This window comes from Granulicella rosea, from assembly GCF_900188085.1.
Classification (GTDB): Bacteria; Acidobacteriota; Terriglobia; order Terriglobales; family Acidobacteriaceae; genus Edaphobacter; species Edaphobacter rosea.
In genome coordinates, this window is sequence record NZ_FZOU01000003.1 from 105,673 (window position 1) to 121,707 (window position 16,035).

Genomic DNA, 16,035 nt, shown 5'->3' on the forward strand with positions numbered 1-16,035 from the left:
CAGGATGACAAGTCATTTCAGGCAGCTTGAAGAAAGCTCAGCAGCCCACGCGGCGGCGTGGACCCTTCAGCTTCACGGTATTGCCGACCGGGGCCACGGTGCTCTGTCCGGCGACTGGAACCCAGGGTTGGCACGAGGGGCACCAGTAGGTGCTGCGCGCCTGCTCGCCCTGCTTGCGCATCTCGACGATTGCGCCGCAGCGCCTGCACTCCTGTCCCTGCCGTCCGTAGACCCACAGGCGGTCGCTGCGATCCATGGCATGCGTGGTGCGGCGGTTGCCCGCGTAGGTCACGATGCCGTCGCCCGCGCCGTCGACGACGTTGGCCTTCATCCAGCGCTGCGCGACGTCGGCCATCACCTCGAACTCGCGATCCTTGATCGTGCTCATGGCGCGGAAGGGATTCACGCCGGCGGCAAAGGCAACCTCGGATTTGTACACGTTGCCCAGCCCAGCCAGCACGCGCTGGTTCAGCAGCACGACGGCGATCTCGGCGGCCGGATGCTCGCGCGCATACTCCTTCAACCGCGCGATGCCTGCGCCGACGGTGTACTCGTTCGAGAGCAGATCCGGCCCGAGCTTCGGCACCTGCGTGCTGCGTTCGAGCGAACGCGCCGTGTGGAACTGCGCGATGGGCACGTTGAAGGCGACGGCCTGCCAGTCCGCCGTATGCAGCGCGACGCGCATGCTGCTGTGGCGCATGCGCCAGCGCTCGCCGGTGCGATAGAGATGCCACGAACCGCTCATCAGCATGTGCGTGACGAGGATGAGGTCTCCCGAGAGGTAAAGGAGGCACCACTTGCCGCGCGCCTCCACCTTCTCGACCGTCCGGCCCACGATGGGCGTGTTGTCGTTCACGCTGGCGAGCGGCGCCAGGCCGGTCTCGAAGCTCGTGACGACCTTGCCCGCGAGCGCCTTGTGCAGGGCGCGCGCGGCTCGGTAGATGGTGTCGCCTTCAGGCATGTGGATTGGATGCGCGCGATGGCATCAGGAGGCCTTGGCTGTATCTTCTTTCGGCCGGGCAAGGTCTTCGAACTGGTTGATCAGCACCTCGCCCTCGGGGAAGACAGCGCGAATCTGTACATCGCCGCCCATGGCGCGGACGTAGCTGCGCAGTGTGCTGATGTACATATCCGCACGCCGTTCGACCTTCGAGACTGCGCCCTGCGAGATATTCAAGACCTGCGCGAGCTGCGTCTGGGTAAGCTCGCGGGCCTCGCGCAATTCTTCGAGAGGCATCGCCTCGAGTGCTTCCTTGACGCGCTGTGCGTTGCGCTCGCGTCGTTCGGGAGACATCTTTGTGCGAAGTTCATTGAAGTTACGGGCCATCGGTCTGTTCCTCCACGGGATCTACCCGTTACGGACGTTCGGTTGAACGTCACTTTCTTTGAGATGCTGCTCGTAGATCTTTTCCGCTCGCGGGACAAACTCTTCATACCAGCGCGGATTGCCTGTCTTGTCTCCGCCGATGAGCAACATGGCGGTGCGCCTTGGGTCAAAGGCGTAGAGGACACGATAGGGTCGGCCCTCATGCTGACAGCGAAGCTCCCGCATATTGCCGACCTTTGAGCCGTGAATCGTATCCGCGTGCGGGCGCTTCAGATTGACGCCGTGTTCCTCCAGCAAGCCGACGGAATAGTCCACGCTGTCCTGCTCGTCTTCCGTCAGGCTATTCCACCACTGCTCAAATTCTTCAGTGAATTCGACCTCATACGGCATGGCTAATATTCCATCAAAGGAATACATTCCGTCAAGGTTATATCAATTTCTCCTGCCAAATCCCCGCCCACGATGTAGTCTTACCCAAACACATGGAGGCAGCATGACCCCGATCGTCGAGACCCAGCGGCTCTCGAAGCAGTATCGCGCGGAGACGGCTTTGCGCGAGGTGTCGCTCGCGATTCCACCCGGCGCGGTGTATGCGCTGGTGGGCGCGAACGGCGCGGGCAAGAGCACGTTCATCAAGCTGCTGATGAATATCGTGCAGCCGACCGCGGGTGCAGCGACGGTGCTGGGCTTCGCCTCGACCGAGGTGGCCGGCGCGGTCTTCGAGCGCATCGGCTATGTCTCCGAGAATCAGGAGATGCCGGAAGCCATGACGGTGGGGGACTTCCTGGCTTATGTGCGTGGCTTTTATCCCACGTGGGACCGCGCGCTGGAGGCGGACCTCGTCGAACGGCTCGACCTGCCGCTGAAGCGACGGCTGAAGAACCTTTCGCGCGGCATGAAGATGAAGGCCGCGCTGGCGAGCGTGCTGGCTTATCGTCCGGCGTTCATCGTGCTGGACGAGCCCTTTTCCGGCCTCGACCCACTGGTTCGCGACGAGCTGATCGAAAGCCTGCGCGAGCGCAAGGGCGAAAGCACCATCCTGCTCTCGTCGCACGACCTGGAAGAGGTGGAGAGCTTCGCCACGCATGTGGGGTATCTGCAGGATGGCCGGCTGCTCTTTTCGGAGGAGCTGTCGACGCTGGGCGATCGCTTCCGCGAGGTAACCGTCGTGGTCGGCGATGGCGCGACCCTGCCGCCCAACCTGCCGGAGACCTGGCTGACGCCAAAGCTGGCGGATGGCGTGTTTCACTTTGTCGACTCCAGCTATGACGAGGCGGCCGGCTTGCGGACCGGAAGATTCTTTCCGCAGAGCGTCGATGCGTCCGTCGCGCCGATGAACCTGCGGTCCATCTTTGTGGCGATCGCACGCGCGGGCCGGGCCAGCGCGCGGGAGAAGGCGGAGGCAGCGCGATGAAGCAGATACTCCATATCTTCGCCAAGGATGTGCGCCGGCTGTGGCCAGAGATCTTGATTTCGTTGGCGACGCTTAGCGCGTTCGTCTGGATCTTTCCGTCGGAATGGGGTGTGCGGTCGGTCGTCCTGCCGCAGTTCCGGTGGCTGCCGGGCGCGACCGTCTTCCTTGTCATCTTTGGCTGGCTGCTGATGATCACGCGCGACATCCACGGCGAGACGCTGGTGGGCGAACGCCAGTTCTGGATCACGCGTCCCTATCGCTGGCCTCTGCTGCTAGGCGCGAAGGCGCTCTTTCTGTTCGTCTTTCTTCTGTTTCCGTTTTTCCTGGTGCAACTGATCTTGTTGCATATCGCCGGCTTTCCGGCGCTGCCGTCTCTTCCCGGCGTCGCTTGGAACATGCTGTTTCTCGTAGCGATCGCGGTGGTTCCGATGGCGGCCATCGCCACCATGACGAGCAACTTCGGCAGGATGCTGCTGGGGATTCTGTTCGTGATTCTCTATATCGGGCTTGTCGCCTATATCGATTCGCGGCTGCCGACCTCCGGCTTTGCCGACGATTACATGGGAACCCTCACCAGTCTGGTGCTGTTGGGCGTTCTGATCACGGTGATCGTGCTGCAGTATGCGCAGCGCCGCACTGGCTTGTCGCGCCTGCTGACGGCCGGAATGGCGCTGATCATCGGACTGCTTACACTCTTCGGGCCGGAGAACCTGCCGATGCGGTTGAGCTATCCGTCGCAGGCCGGCAGCGCGGCGGTGAGCGTGGATATCGCCTTCAAACCGGAGGCCAAGAAGAGCGAGGATCATCCGTTTGTCTTCGACGACAAGCGGGAGATCGCGCTGAACGTGCCGCTCAAGATCGGGGGCATCCAGTCGCGCACCGCGATCCGCGAAGACTACGCCAAGGTGGAGATCACGTCCGCATCGGGCGAGCGCTGGGTCTCGCACTGGCAGAGCATTCATTCGGACTGGGGTCCGGCGACGACGCAAGCCTCTCTTGGATTGAAGATCAGCAACGCCTTCTACGAGCGGGCCAAGGGCAAGCCGGTGACGGCCTCGATTACACTGGCGATGACCGCGCTCGAAGCCGGCAAGACCGCCTATACCACCATGCCGAGCGGCAAGCTCGCCCTTGCGGGAGGCGGCACCTGCTCCCTGAGCGAATGGGGAGGCTTGAGTTGCCTGGCGCCTTTGCGTCCGCCGGCGCTCATGCTGGCGGTTGTGCAGGCTTCGCAGTCGAAGTGTTTCCAAGGCGAGCCGCGCGACGACGAAGGCGGCTATGGCGAGACCTGGGTGGGCATGCCCAATCCTTCGGTGGAGTTCGGATTGACGCCCATCTGGCGGTCGTATATCAACTTCCAGTTTCGGGCGCTGGATGAGAATCACCGCGCGTACATCTGCGCGGGCGCTCCACTCTCTTTCACTCCCTACTCCGTCGTTTGGAAGGGTCAGCGGAAGGTGCCCATCGGCGTCATCAACCTTCAGGATTACGCCTACCGGAACACGCGCTACTAGGGCGGAAGGCGACAACAAGAACGAAATACAGGGGTCCTTCACCGCGCTCAGGATGACGAGCGTTTGTGCCGCGATACGCCAATAGCTTGACTGCAATCGATTTACTGCTGGGGTGCATCTCCTTGCTGCTTGTCGCCGCCGGTGAAGAGCCGTTTGATGAAGTTCTTCTTCTTCGGCGGGCCGGGTTCGCTGGCCTCGTTCAGGTCGGCTGCGGCGGGTGGGACGCTCTGCTCCGGCTGCGGTGAGTTGCTGCCGTCGCCGGTCATGCGGTCGATGAAGTTCTGCGTGCTGTCGCCCATGCGGCTGCAGGTACCGGCAGGGGCGGTGCCGTCAAGGAAGGCGACCGTGATGTCGTTCGGGCAGGTGGCGTCGGCGGGCAGGTTGGTGGCGCGGTCGATGCGGACGATGGAGACGCCGTCCGGCGGCGTGAACGGATGCACGTCGGAGTACTGCGGGAGCTGGATGGCGCGCTTCATGAACTCCGCCCAGAGCGGTGCGGCAGCCTGTGCGCCCTGTAGCTTCACGTCCGTGTAGTCGTCGTTGCCGATCCAGACGATGCAGATCAGGTTTGAGGTGTAGCCCGCGAACCAGGCGTCGTGCGAGGTGCCGGTCTTGCCGGCGGCGGGTGCGGTAAAGCCATGCGCGCGAACGGCCGCGGCGGTTCCGCGCTGCATGACGCCCTCCATCAGCGACTGCGTCAGGAAGGCCACGCGCGGGTCGATGGTCTGCTTGGCGACGGGCGCGAAGTCGGCGACGATATCGCCAGCGTTGTTGCGCACGCTGGCGAGCATCCAAGGCGTCAGGTGGACGCCGCTGTTGGCGAAGGTGGTGTAGGCGCCGGCCATGTCGATGGGCGTGGCGCTGTAGGTGCCGATGGCCATCGACGGCGTGGGACGGGCGGAGACGATACCCGCGGCGTGGGCCAGGGCGGCGACGTTCTCGAAGCCGACCTTCTGCGCGAGGGCGATGGTCGCGATGTTGAGCGAGTGAGCGAGCGCGTCCGCGGCGGTAACCATACCGGGGTACTCGCCCTTTTCGAAGTTGCCGGGAACGTAAGACTGTCCGTTGCGGCCGAAGTCCTGCGGGTCGTCGTTGATGCGGGTGATGGCGGTGAAGACGCCGTTGCCGTCGATCGCTGTGCCGCGCAGGGAGGAGTTGAAGGCGGTCGCGTAGACGAAGGGCTTGAAGATCGAACCGGTGGGCCGCTCGGAGGTAGCGTGGTTCAACTGCGAGACGCCGTAGTTGCGTCCGCCGACCAGCGCGAGGATCTGTCCGGTGTGCGGATCGAGCGCGACGAGCGAGACCTGCGGGTAGGTGATCGGTTCGCCGGGCGCGTGCTTGCGCTTGCGGACGAGTTCGTCGACGTTCTTCATGCCGATGGCGACTGCCTCGGCGGCGGCGCGCTGCAGTTCGGGGTCGAGCGAGGTGTAGATGCGCAGCGACTGCTTGTTGAGGTCGTCGCCCAGTCGCTGGACGAGCTGCTCATGCACGAGGTCGACGAAGTAGGGGGCTTCGCTGGCGTCCACGTTCGGCGGCGCCAGGTTCAGCGGCTCAGCCTTGGCGCGGATGGCGTCGGAGTCGGAGATGGCGCCGGTCTCGACCATCGAGTCCAGCACGACGTTGCGGCGCTCCATGGCGCGCTCGGGGTGGCGATAGGGATTCAGGCGGTTCGGACTCTGGATGGTGCCCGCGAGCAGCGCGTACTGCGCGGTGTCGAGCTGGCGAAGATCCTTGCCGAAGAAGGCCTGCGCGGCCTCGCCGAATCCGTTGATGGCGAAGCTGCCGCGCTGGCCCAAGTTGATCTGGTTGGCGTACATCTCGAAGATCTGCTGCTTGGTGAAGCGCGATTCGAGCTGAAAGGTGATCATGATCTCGCGCAGCTTGCGCACGATGTTCTTGTCGGGCGAAAGGAAGAAGCCGCGTGCGAGCTGCTGGGTCAGGGTCGAGCCGCCGCAGCTCATCTTGTGCGAGACGATGTCCTCGAAGCCGCACTTCGCGGTGCGGACGTAGTTGATGCCGCCGTGCTCGAAGAAGCGGCGGTCCTCGATGGCGACCACGGCTTCGACCATGCGCTGCGGAATCTCGTTGTAGCTGACGAGCCGGCGCTTGGTGCGATTCTTGTCTTCGGAGAGCGCGGTGATGAGCTGCGGTTCGAGGTCGTAGGCCTTGAGCGCGACGCCGGTCTCGCCCGTGATGGCGGTGACGATGCCGTCGGAGGTGGAGATGGTCGCGCCGTCGGTGGAGTGATAGGACTGCGGGCCGGGCTTGATGAGGATCGACTCCGACCGCTGCTCGAAGGTGCCGAGCTGCGGGTTGGAGTTGTAGCCGGTGGCGCGCAGATCCTGCGCGATGAGCTCGACGGTTTGGTGTTGGCCCACGCGGACCTCGCGCGGCGCGGCGTAGATCTGCGCGATGGAGGCGAAGAGCGGGCCGTTGCGCAGGCGCTCGTCCACCACTTCCTGGAAGTGGAAGTAGAAATAGCCGAAGACGGCCACGCCCACGAGCAGGCAGAAGACGAACGCGACCACGCAGACGCGCAGCAGGCTCGTGAAGAAGCCGACCTTCGGGCGATTCGGACCGAGTTTCAGTTTGACGGGCATAGAGGACCAGGGAATAGGGTTTAGGAAATAGGGAAAAACAGGCCCGGCGACTTGCGATGCTTCGCCGGGCTCTGGTTGCTTAGACGCCTAGTTTGGTCTGCAGGGCATGGACTACATCGGGTACGGCTACGTCGGCGGTTTCGTTCTTGAGGCGGTCGAGCAGCTCCACCTGTCCTTCGGACAGCTTCTTGCCGACGGCGATGCGGTACGGCACTCCGGTCAGGTCGGCGTCCTTGAACTTCACGCCGGCGCGTTCGTCGCGGTCGTCCAGCAACACGTCGACGCCCGCCTTCGTCAGGTCGGCGGCGAGCTTTTCGCCGGCTTCGAGCAGCGCTGGCTCCTTGATGTTCGTCACGGTCACGATCACCTGGAAGGGGGCGATGGTTGGGGGCAGAGCATAGGCCTCGCCCCCGTTCTTTGCGGCGGAGGTTTCGATCGCCGCCGTCAGGATGCGCTCGATGCCGATGCCGTAGCTGCCCATGATCGGCGTGACCTCCTTGCCGTTCTGGTCGAGCACGCGCGCGCCCATGCTCTCGGAGTATTTGTAGCCGAGTTTGAAGATGTGGCCGATCTCGACCGCTTTGCCCAGACGCAGGGGCGAGCCGTCGATGGGGTCGGCCTCGCCTTCGATCACGTTGCGGATGTCCGCCGCGAGCGAGGGCTTGAAGTCGCGCATCGGCGTGACGTTGCGCAGGTGATACTCCGCCTTGTTCGCGCCGGCGATGAGGTTTTTGCGGCCTTCGAGCGCCTTGTCGAGGATGACGATGACGCCGGGCTTCTTCGGATGCGGAGCCACGCCGGTCAGGCCGATGGGGCCAAGGTAGCCGGCGGGCGCGTGGAAGACATCGGCGATCTCCTCGGGCGTCATGGGACGCAGCTCGCCGCCGGTGACGGCCGAGAGTTTGGCCTCGTTCACCGTGTGGTCTCCGCGCAGGAAGGCTACGACGGGGCGCAGCACGCCGAGCTTCTCGGCCTCCTTCGTGCCGGGCGTGTAGGCGGCCATGTAGGCCATGGTCTTCATCTGGTGGTGCGGCTGTGTGTTCAGGAATGCGCCGACCTCGTCGATGGTGCGGAAGCCGGGGGTGTGAATCTCCTCGGGCGCGTCTGAAGTTGCCTCCAGATCTTCGACCGGGGAAAGGATGCTGGTGGCCTTTTCGAGGTTCGCGGCATAGCCCGACGCCGAGCTGGCGATCAGGTCTTCGCCGGCCTCGGTGTAGACCATGAACTCCTGCGACTGCGAGCCGCCCATGGCGCCGGAGTCGGCCTCGACCGCGACGAACTCCAGGCCGCAGCGGTTGAAGATCTTCCGGTAGACGCGGTCGTGGGCATCGTAGCTGGCGTCCAGTCCCGCGGCGTCGATGTCGAAGGAGTAGGCGTCCTTCATGATGAACTGGCGCACGCGGAGCAGGCCGGACTTGGGCCGGGGCTCGTCGCGGAATTTGGTCTGGATCTGGTACCAGATCTGCGGCAACTGCTTGTAGCTGCGCAGCTCGTTGCGCGCGATGGAGGTCATGACCTCCTCGTGCGTCATGCCGAGGCAGAGTTCGGCGCCCTTGCGATCCTTCAGGCGAAACATATTGTCGCCCATGCCGGTCCAGCGGCCGCTCTGCTCCCAGACCTCCTTCGGGTGGATGGTCGGCAGCAGGAACTCCTGGCCGATGGCGTCCATCTCCTCGCGGATGATCGCGACGATCTTGTTGATGCTGCGATTGCCGAGGAACAGGTAACTGTAGATGCCGGCGCCGAGCTGGCGCACGTAACCGGCGCGCAGCAGCAGCTTGTGGCTTGCGACCTCCGCGTCGGCGGGCGCCTCGCGAAGGGTGGGGATGAAGAGTTTGGACCAGCGCTGCATTGTTTTCTCGTGCCTTCCGGGTTCCGCTCGGTGCGGAACCTGACCTTGAGCTTCCATTCTAACTTCCAGGCGCGACGGAGCGCTGGAGCGCGTGCGATGCACGAAAAAAAGATCTGAGGATGCGCTGCACAGAAATAGTTGCACGCAAGAGAGATTGTGTTCGGTAACAGACAGACGCCTGAGCTACTAATCCATAAAGTTGGGGAATCGCCACGGTTGCCAGATTCATAAAGGCAAATAACTTGTGTACGAGGGAAGAACCCAATCCATGTCCTACGAGCAAGTGACGATCGATGGCGCCGCTCGGAATGGGGTCTCCACCAGGCCGAAAAATCTCATCCTGACCAAGATGCCCGAGGCGCAGTTCGCCTTCATCCAGAGATCTCTGGTCCCGTGCGAACTGCCTTTGGGAACCCGTCTTTCCGAACCCAATCAGCCGATCGAGTTCGTCTACTTTCTCACCAGCGGCCTGGTCTCGATCGACGCGCTGACGGCCAAGGGCGAGTCGGTGGAGGTGGGCGTGCTGGGCCGTGAAGGCTTTACAGGATTGCCGGCGCTCCTGGGTCATCCGCAGATGGCGCACGATGCCGTCATGCAGGGTTCGGGCGCGGGATTTCGAATTCGCGCCTCCATCCTGCGCGAGGAGTTTCTCAAGGGTGGGGTCTTCGCTCAGCTCGTCTACGACTTTATCTATCTGCAGACCGTGCAGGCGGCGCAGTCGGTGCTTTGCAATCGTCTGCATACGGTCGAGGCGCGGATGGCGCGCTGGCTGCTGACCGCCAGCGACCGCCAGCAGACCGAGATACTGCAGTTGACGCAGGAGTATCTGGCCCAGATGCTCGGCACCAGGCGATCCACCGTGACCGTCGCCGCCGGCAAGCTGCAGCGCCGCAAGCTGATCGACTACACTCGGGGTAAGGTAAGAATTGCCGACCGTCCGGCGCTCGAGGGCGCGGCCTGCGAGTGCTACGGGATCGTGCGCGGAGCATACGACCGGATGATCGGCCGGAACTATTAGCGCTGGGAACTGGGCTTTGCTCAGGACGACAAGGTTCTGGGCGGGTGCGGTCCTGCTAACCTGCCTTCGGATCGATGAGGTCGTGCAGGTGGACGACTCCTTCGACGCGCCCGTCCAGCGGGTTCACCACGATCAGCGACGTAATCTTCTTCTGCTCCATCAGCACGAGCGCGGTCTCGGCGAAGGTCTCGGGTGAGATGGTCTTCGGGTGCGGATTCATGATCTCGCCCGCGGTCTTTTCCATGGCGTGGGCGCCATCCCGTTCGAGCAGCCGCCGCAGGTCGCCGTCGCTGATGATGCCGGCCAGACGTCCGCTCTCGTCGAGCACGGTCGTCATGCCCAGGTGCTTGCGCGACATCTCGTAGATGACCTCGGGCATGGGCGTCTGCGGGCGCACGCCGGGTAGAGCCTCGCCTGCGTGCATCAGGTCGCGCACGCGCGCTAGCCGCCGACCGAGATTTCCCCCCGGATGCAGATCGGCGAAGTCCTCGGGCTGGAATCCGCGCCGGCGGCTCAGCTCCAGCGCCAGCGCATCGCCCAGCGCGAGCATGGCGGTGGTGGAGGCGGTCGGGGCGAGGTTGTTGCTGCAGGCCTCCTCCGAGACGCCGACGTCGAGCGAGACGGCGCTTGCCGCGGCCAGCGTGCCGGTTGCGCAGCCGGTCAGCGAGATGACCTTCGCCCCGATGCGGGCGAAGGCCGGCAGCAGATGCAGCACCTCGGCCGTCTCCCCGGAGTAGGAGAGCGCGAGGACCAGGTCGCCCGGCGCCACCATGCCGAGGTCGCCGTGGAGCGCCTCCGCCGGATGCAGAAAGTGAGCGGGCGTGCCGGTCGAACGCAGTGTCGCGGCGATCTTGCGCGCGACGATGCCGCTCTTGCCGATGCCGGTGACGACGACGCGATGGCCGCCGCTCGCGCAGCCTTCGAGCAGTTGCAGCGCGGCTTCGAGCGCCGCCCGCTGATCGTTCTCCAGCCGAGCCGCCAGCTCCAGCAGCGCCGCCGCCTCCACGCGGACGAAGCGCGCGGCGGAGTTGTCTTTGCCAGGGAGCGGAGTTGCGGATTCGTTCGCCATACGGTCGCTGTCCGATGCTAGCAGAGACTCTGTAACTTCTTCGCCTGTGGGCGCGTCTATGTCCTAGCTGCTTTGCAGATAGACTTGAAGATGCTGGAGAACCGCGCGCGAAGCGGCTCCCGAATGAGGTTGAACGTGAAGCGAAGTGCGGCGGTTGTGGCAGCGGTAGTGGTGTTGATTGCGCTTTTGATCTGGGCTGGCGTTCATAACCGGCGTGAGCGCATGCTCGCCGAGCAGAAGGCCGAGGCCGATCACATCGTATTGCAGAAGGCCGCGCCGGCAGGCGACGCCAGCACCAGCACGGACTCGCCCGTGCCCGCGCTGAGGGGCAAGGCGGCACCGGCGTTCACGCTCGTCAACCTCGAGGGCAAGAAGGTTTCGCTGGCCGACTACAAGGGCAAGCCGGTGCTGGTCAACTTCTGGGCGACATGGTGCGCGCCCTGCAAGCTGGAGATGCCGTGGTTCGAGGAGTTCCGTACGAAGTACGCCGCGCAGGGCTTTGAGATTCTCGGCGTCTCGATGGACGACGAGACGGTGGGCAAGGACGAGATCGGCAAGGTCGCCAAAAAGGCCGGCGTCACCTACCCGATCCTGCTGCAGGATGACAAGATCGGCAAGCAGTACGGCGGCGTGGACTACCTGCCGATGTCGTTCTATGTCGGCAAGGACGGCGTGGTGGTCGAAGAGACTGCCGGACTTGCGGACAAGGATCAGGTCGAGGCGCACATCAAACGGCTGCTCGCGGCAGGTGGCCAGTGATCGGGCGCGTGCTGCTGGCGGGTGCGCTGCTGCCAGGTCTTTTCCTGCCGGCCCAGAGCTTCGACGCTCCGGCGAAGAAGAGCTACGTGACGTACCAGGCGGAGTCGCAGGTCGTCCCGGCGGGTAAGAAGGCGGAGCTGGAGCTTCGCTTCCACGTGCAGCCGGGCTTCCACGTGAACTCGCACACGCCGAAGTCGGAGTTCCTGATCCCGACGCGGCTGGAGTTTCAGCCCGCGAACGGAGTCAAGGCTGGGCCGGTCGAGTATCCGGTGGGCAAGAGCTACAGCTTCAGCTTCTCGCCCGCCGAGAAGCTCGACGTGTATTCGGAGGTGTTCACGGTGAAGCTGCCGGTGACCGCCACGGCCGGGGAGCACCAGGTCGACGGAGTGCTGAAGTATCAGGCCTGCGACACGGCCGCGTGCTACCCGCCGAAGACGCTGCCGGTGCAGGTTCTGTTTACCGCGAAGTAGGCCGGCTCCGTTTTGGGTTCAAAGCGCAAAAGCAGATTCCCTGCGGGAATGACAAACCAAAGCGACAGCCGGTCAGCTCTCAACGAGTGACCGGCTGTTGTTCTTTGTTTGTCTTCTACTTCCGCCCGTTCGCCAGCTTCTTCTGCCCATCCACAAATCGCCGCACGCGATCGAGCGACCGCGCCTTGCCGAAGACGATCAGGCTTTCGAGCAGCGGCGGGCTGGTCGTGCGGCCGGTGACGATGGCGCGCAGCAGCATGAAGTTCTCCTTCACCGACCACTCCTTCGCCGTGCCCAGCGCCTTCAGGGTGGTTTCCAGGGCTTCGAGGCTCCAGTCGCAGCCCTCGAGGACCGCGAGTTGTTCGCCGGCGAAGGCGACCGTTTCTTCCAGCGTCCGCTTCTTCGGCACGAAGACCTCGGCCGCGGGCGTGACGTCGTCGCGGAAGAAGAAGTCCGCGAGGTCGCCGAACTGGCCCAGCGTCTCGATGCGCGTCTGGACGAGCGGCGCGATCTGGCGCAGGTAGTCGTCCGAGAAGAGGACGTGGCGCAGTTGATGGAAGAAGGCCTCCGGCGTGAGCTTGCGCAGGTACTCGCCGTTCAGCCACTTCAGCTTGACGAGGTCGAAGACCGGTCCGCCGAGCGAGATCTTGGCGAAATCGAAGCGCTCCAGCATGCCGGCGATGTCGAAGATCTCGGCGGTGTCGTTCTTCTCGGTGGGCGCGGGCATGCCGCCGCCCATCAGGCCCAGGAAGTTGATGACCGCCTCGGGCAGGAAGCCGGCCTGCCGGTAGAAGATGAGCGAGACGGGGTTCTTGCGCTTCGAGATCTTGCCCTTGTCGGCGTTGCGCAGCAGAGGCATATGCCAGAAGCGCGGCAGATCCCAGCCGAACGCCTTGTAGAGCAGCACGTGCTTGGGCGTGGACGAGATCCACTCCTCGGCGCGGATCACGTCGGTGATCCGCATCAGGTGGTCGTCGACGACGTTCGCCAGGTGGTACGTGGGGAAGCCGTCTGACTTCATCAGCACCTGGTCGTCCACCTGCTTGTGGGCAAAGGCGATGTTGCCGCGCAGCTCGTCGCGGAAGACGGTCTCGCCGTCGACCGGAACCTTGAGGCGGACGACATACGGCCGGCCCTCGGCCTCAAACGCGGCGATCTGCGCGGCGGTCAGCTCGCGGTGCGCGCCGTTGTAGCGCGAGGGCAGCTTGGCGGCCATCTGCGACTGGCGGACCGCCTCGAGCTCTTCGGCGGTCTCGAATGCTTTGTAGGCTGTGCCGTTGGCGAGCAGCAACTCGACATGCTCGCGGTAGATCTCGGTGCGCTCGGACTGGCGGTACGGGCCATAGGGGCCGCCAACGTCCGGGCCTTCGTCCCACTGCAGGCCCAGCCAGTGCAGGGAGTCGAAGATCTCCTGCTCGGAGGTGGCGACGAAGCGGGTGCGGTCCGTGTCCTCGATGCGCAGGACAAACTGCCCGCCGCGCTGTTTGGCGTAGATGTAGTTCAGAAGCCCGATATAGGCGGTGCCGACGTGCGGGTCGCCGGTGGGCGAAGGGGCGATGCGGACGCGGATGGGTGCGGCGGAGCTGGTGCTGTGGTCGGTCATGAGTTCGTTAGGTCCAGAGATCATGGTATCAGGATGGGCCGGAGGGGGCGCGTGGCCCGATTTGGTTCCGATTCATCCTCCGTTCCAATCTTCTCCTGCGGATTCCCTGGGCGAGGGTGTAATCTTTTCTCTGGCGCCCCACATCCAAGTAAGCTCTATGCTGACCTACGCGATCGGCTTCATCCAGAACGTGCAACTGATCTGCTTTGCCGCCGTCTTCATTTTGATGGCGTGGGACGACCGCGAGAACCGCAGTCTGCGCTGGCTGGCATGCGCCTATGTGGCGGGTTTGGTCTATGGCGTCGCCGGACTCGCGGGCCACGCCTTGCCGCACTGGCTGCGCGTGACGGTGATGATGGAGGCGACGCCGATCGCGTACGCGTTCCACTATGCCGGGGTCGCGCACTTTCTCGGCCGGGGCAAGCGCCTGTTGTGGATCTCGGCGGCTATGGCGATCGTCTCTCTGCCGTTCTACCTCTATATGGGGCTGGCCGGGAATGGGTGGTCGGCTGAGCTTTCCACGCTGAACGACCTCATCCTCGCCCTGCAGACGACCTTGACGGCGTGGCTGCTCTTCACCACCAGCGACCACGTCACACGGTGGGCGCGCGCCACGATGGGCGGCTTCCTCTCCGTCTACGCGCTGGTCGAGTACCTTCGTGTGGCGGTCTATCTGCGCACCGGCCACATGCCCGGCGAGTTGCCCGGCGGGTTCGCCAACCGGGTGGAGATCGCAAGCGGCATCGTCTATGTCGTCGCCTGCTCGATCCTGCCGCTGGCCTTCATCTGGATGATGAATGTACGGCTGCACGCAAACCTGAACCTGAAGATGCTCTCGGACCCGTTGACCGAGCTGCTGAACCGGCGCGGACTGCAGTTGGCGGGTGAAAGGGAGCTGGCCCGGTACGTGCGCTTCGGCATGGACTTCGCTCTCGTCGTCGCCGACCTCGACCACTTCAAGCGCATCAACGACACCTTCGGCCATGCCGCGGGAGATATGGTGCTCACCCGCACGGCTGGGCTCTTGCAGCATTATCTGCGCCAGACGGACGTGCTCGGACGGCTGGGCGGCGAGGAGTTTGTGCTGCTGCTGGCCGGCACCGAGCTGCCCGGCGCACGGTTGCTGGTCGAACGGCTGCGCATCGCGCTCGCCGAGACCGCCTTTCCCCTGGGCGAAGAGGGCCTGCAGGTCACGTCGAGCTTCGGCATCACCTTTACCGGAGGGCGCAAGGGGCTGACGTGGAGCGGTCTGCTGAACGAGGCGGATCTGGCGCTTTACGCCGCCAAACGAGCCGGGCGCAACACCTGCCGGATCTATCCGGAAGGCCCCGAGAGCGCTTTGCTGGGCGTGGAGAAGAGACCCAGCCAGGTCGCGTAACTGCCCTCCGCCGCGGGGTTTCGCACGCGCCAGCTTTCGTTCGGCCCGCTCCCACCAAAGGGGGATGGAGAGGTACGAAGGTACCCATCTAATCTTGTGTTTGTTGAGGCCATACCACAACTCCCTTCAAGAGACGTCTTCTCCCTTACCGGCGACGACAACGTGGCCGTCATCGATTCGAACACGACACTTGAAAGGTGCAAACCATGAGCGAAAGATTGAACCCCAATACTGAGAATGAGGTCCGGGATCGTCGGGGACCGAAGGGAACAAGACGCTTCGCTCCACAGGATCCCACCGTTGCGCCAGCGCATCAGTTGGACCCCATCATGCCCGCGCGCTCGCCCTTCGCGAAGCCCAAGCTGGTCTCGATGGTCTCCGGCGGAGTGCTCTTCACGGCCTACGTCTTCAACTTCGGCGGGACGCAGAACTTCTTCGACAACCTATTCAGCGGCTTTTACAGCAGCTCGCAGGCCCATACCGAACAGGTAGGCAAGGCGTATAACGCCGCGCTGCCCTTCGTGCTGATCGGCATGTTCGCGGTGGTCGGCTACGCCTTCTGGCTCAGCCGCAAGCAGGCTGCGTGGAGCAAGGAGAAGAATCGTCCGCTGACGTGGCGCGAGGCGGTGACGCTGAACGGCTTCGTCTCGTCGGCCGCCAAGCACGAGGTTCAGCCCGAGGTAGCGCGCGAGGCCTTCCGCCTGCTGCTGCCCTTCTGCCGCTACGGCCTGCGCACGCGCATGGCGGACACGCTCCGCGGCGACCTGCGCATGCGCGACGCGGAGGTCGACGACCTCTTCTCCGACCTGATGGCGAAGACCGGCCGCAAGTACGACCAGAAGCTCGGCCAGCTCAGCATCGAAACCGTGCAGGACCTGCTCGTGACTGCTCAGAAATGCCCCAAGGCCTACAAGGCCGAGAACGAAGGCGCAGCCCTCTCCGAGCGCCGCGGGGAAGAGAACTGGGTCGTACGTCCGGTCCAGCAGTAAATAAGTTTTAGAACGCAGTACCCGCTCCGCACCTCACAACCG

The 16,035-nt window shown here is 64.1% G+C and carries 14 protein-coding genes; 7 read left to right on the forward strand and 7 right to left on the reverse strand.

The window, feature by feature from the left end; translation table 11 throughout:
- Positions 1 to 37: 37 nt before the first annotated feature.
- Genes CHB87_RS09670 through CHB87_RS09680 form a run of 3 tightly spaced genes read right to left on the reverse strand, consistent with a single transcriptional unit; the run spans position 38 to position 1,717 of the window.
- Positions 38 to 961: an Fpg/Nei family DNA glycosylase gene (locus tag CHB87_RS09670; protein WP_089408234.1), complete on the reverse strand. Its 924-nt coding sequence runs from the start codon at positions 959 to 961 to the stop codon at positions 38 to 40.
- A gap of 24 nt (positions 962 to 985) precedes the next feature.
- Positions 986 to 1,294 (reverse strand): XRE family transcriptional regulator, encoded by a 309-nt coding sequence (locus tag CHB87_RS09675; RefSeq protein ID WP_217897027.1) that lies wholly within the window; start codon positions 1,292 to 1,294, stop codon positions 986 to 988.
- Between the two features lie 54 nt (positions 1,295 to 1,348).
- Positions 1,349 to 1,717 (reverse strand): type II toxin-antitoxin system RelE/ParE family toxin, encoded by a 369-nt coding sequence (locus tag CHB87_RS09680; protein ID WP_089408634.1) that lies wholly within the window; start codon positions 1,715 to 1,717, stop codon positions 1,349 to 1,351.
- 103 nt (positions 1,718 to 1,820) lie between these two features.
- Here CHB87_RS09680 and CHB87_RS09685 point away from each other — a divergent pair, with 103 nt between their 5' ends.
- Positions 1,821 to 2,741 (forward strand): ABC transporter ATP-binding protein, encoded by a 921-nt coding sequence (locus CHB87_RS09685; protein WP_089408236.1) that lies wholly within the window; start codon positions 1,821 to 1,823, stop codon positions 2,739 to 2,741.
- Entirely contained in the window at positions 2,738 to 4,255 is a 1,518-nt protein-coding gene (locus tag CHB87_RS09690; protein WP_089408237.1) for a hypothetical protein, read from the forward strand. The genes CHB87_RS09685 and CHB87_RS09690 overlap by 4 nt, the downstream gene beginning before the upstream one ends.
- Positions 4,256 to 4,356: 101 nt before the next feature.
- Here the strand turns inward: CHB87_RS09690 and CHB87_RS09695 are convergent, their stop codons facing one another.
- On the reverse strand, positions 4,357 to 6,855 hold the full coding sequence (locus CHB87_RS09695; RefSeq protein ID WP_089408238.1) for a transglycosylase domain-containing protein: 2,499 nt from the start codon (positions 6,853 to 6,855) through the stop codon (positions 4,357 to 4,359).
- 79 nt (positions 6,856 to 6,934) lie between these two features.
- Positions 6,935 to 8,707 carry a proline--tRNA ligase gene (locus tag CHB87_RS09700; RefSeq protein WP_089408239.1) on the reverse strand — a complete coding sequence of 591 codons (1,773 nt, stop codon included), beginning with the start codon at positions 8,705 to 8,707 and terminating at the stop codon, positions 6,935 to 6,937.
- Between the two features lie 268 nt (positions 8,708 to 8,975).
- Between CHB87_RS09700 and CHB87_RS09705 the strand changes: the two genes are divergently transcribed.
- Positions 8,976 to 9,725 carry a Crp/Fnr family transcriptional regulator gene (locus CHB87_RS09705; RefSeq protein ID WP_089408240.1) on the forward strand — a complete coding sequence of 250 codons (750 nt, stop codon included), beginning with the start codon at positions 8,976 to 8,978 and terminating at the stop codon, positions 9,723 to 9,725.
- Between the two features lie 55 nt (positions 9,726 to 9,780).
- Here the strand turns inward: CHB87_RS09705 and CHB87_RS09710 are convergent, their stop codons facing one another.
- Positions 9,781 to 10,794: a KpsF/GutQ family sugar-phosphate isomerase gene (locus CHB87_RS09710; protein ID WP_089408241.1), complete on the reverse strand. Its 1,014-nt coding sequence runs from the start codon at positions 10,792 to 10,794 to the stop codon at positions 9,781 to 9,783.
- A gap of 135 nt (positions 10,795 to 10,929) precedes the next feature.
- Between CHB87_RS09710 and CHB87_RS09715 the strand changes: the two genes are divergently transcribed.
- Entirely contained in the window at positions 10,930 to 11,553 is a 624-nt protein-coding gene (locus CHB87_RS09715; RefSeq protein ID WP_245817914.1) for a TlpA family protein disulfide reductase, read from the forward strand.
- The gene (locus tag CHB87_RS09720; RefSeq protein ID WP_089408243.1) at positions 11,550 to 12,023 is read left to right on the forward strand and encodes a protein-disulfide reductase DsbD domain-containing protein; all 474 of its coding nucleotides are present in this window, start codon (positions 11,550 to 11,552) and stop codon (positions 12,021 to 12,023) included. The genes CHB87_RS09715 and CHB87_RS09720 overlap by 4 nt, the downstream gene beginning before the upstream one ends.
- Before the next feature lie 115 nt (positions 12,024 to 12,138).
- On the opposite strand, the gene gltX is transcribed toward CHB87_RS09720, so the two are convergent.
- On the reverse strand, positions 12,139 to 13,650 hold the full coding sequence (gltX, locus tag CHB87_RS09725; protein WP_245817915.1) for a glutamate--tRNA ligase: 1,512 nt from the start codon (positions 13,648 to 13,650) through the stop codon (positions 12,139 to 12,141).
- Positions 13,651 to 13,783: 133 nt separating this feature from the next.
- Between gltX and CHB87_RS09730 the strand changes: the two genes are divergently transcribed.
- Together CHB87_RS09730 and CHB87_RS09735 are read left to right on the forward strand one after the other, a co-directional pair.
- Positions 13,784 to 15,004: a GGDEF domain-containing protein gene (locus CHB87_RS09730; protein WP_176441682.1), complete on the forward strand. Its 1,221-nt coding sequence runs from the start codon at positions 13,784 to 13,786 to the stop codon at positions 15,002 to 15,004.
- Between the two features lie 329 nt (positions 15,005 to 15,333).
- Positions 15,334 to 15,993, forward strand: a complete 660-nt coding sequence (locus tag CHB87_RS09735; RefSeq protein WP_142988291.1) for a hypothetical protein — start codon at positions 15,334 to 15,336, stop codon at positions 15,991 to 15,993.
- Positions 15,994 to 16,035 lie beyond the last annotated feature (42 nt).

What these genes read in the sequence shown, in the direction of transcription:
- CHB87_RS09705 (WP_089408240.1), top strand. Translation starts at nt 8,976, where the DNA reads ATGTCCTACGAGCAAGTGACGATCGATGGCGCCGCTCGGAATGGGGTC.
- CHB87_RS09735 (WP_142988291.1), top strand. Translation starts at nt 15,334, where the DNA reads ATGCCCGCGCGCTCGCCCTTCGCGAAGCCCAAGCTGGTCTCGATGGTC.
- CHB87_RS09710 (WP_089408241.1), bottom strand. Translation starts at nt 10,794, where the DNA reads ATGGCGAACGAATCCGCAACTCCGCTCCCTGGCAAAGACAACTCCGCC.
- CHB87_RS09680 (WP_089408634.1), bottom strand. Translation starts at nt 1,717, where the DNA reads ATGCCGTATGAGGTCGAATTCACTGAAGAATTTGAGCAGTGGTGGAAT.
- CHB87_RS09685 (WP_089408236.1), top strand. Translation starts at nt 1,821, where the DNA reads ATGACCCCGATCGTCGAGACCCAGCGGCTCTCGAAGCAGTATCGCGCG.
- CHB87_RS09730 (WP_176441682.1), top strand. Translation starts at nt 13,784, where the DNA reads ATGCTGACCTACGCGATCGGCTTCATCCAGAACGTGCAACTGATCTGC.
- CHB87_RS09690 (WP_089408237.1), top strand. Translation starts at nt 2,738, where the DNA reads ATGAAGCAGATACTCCATATCTTCGCCAAGGATGTGCGCCGGCTGTGG.
- CHB87_RS09670 (WP_089408234.1), bottom strand. Translation starts at nt 961, where the DNA reads ATGCCTGAAGGCGACACCATCTACCGAGCCGCGCGCGCCCTGCACAAG.
- CHB87_RS09700 (WP_089408239.1), bottom strand. Translation starts at nt 8,707, where the DNA reads ATGCAGCGCTGGTCCAAACTCTTCATCCCCACCCTTCGCGAGGCGCCC.
- CHB87_RS09695 (WP_089408238.1), bottom strand. Translation starts at nt 6,855, where the DNA reads ATGCCCGTCAAACTGAAACTCGGTCCGAATCGCCCGAAGGTCGGCTTC.
- gltX (WP_245817915.1), bottom strand. Translation starts at nt 13,650, where the DNA reads ATGATCTCTGGACCTAACGAACTCATGACCGACCACAGCACCAGCTCC.
- CHB87_RS09675 (WP_217897027.1), bottom strand. Translation starts at nt 1,294, where the DNA reads ATGTCTCCCGAACGACGCGAGCGCAACGCACAGCGCGTCAAGGAAGCA.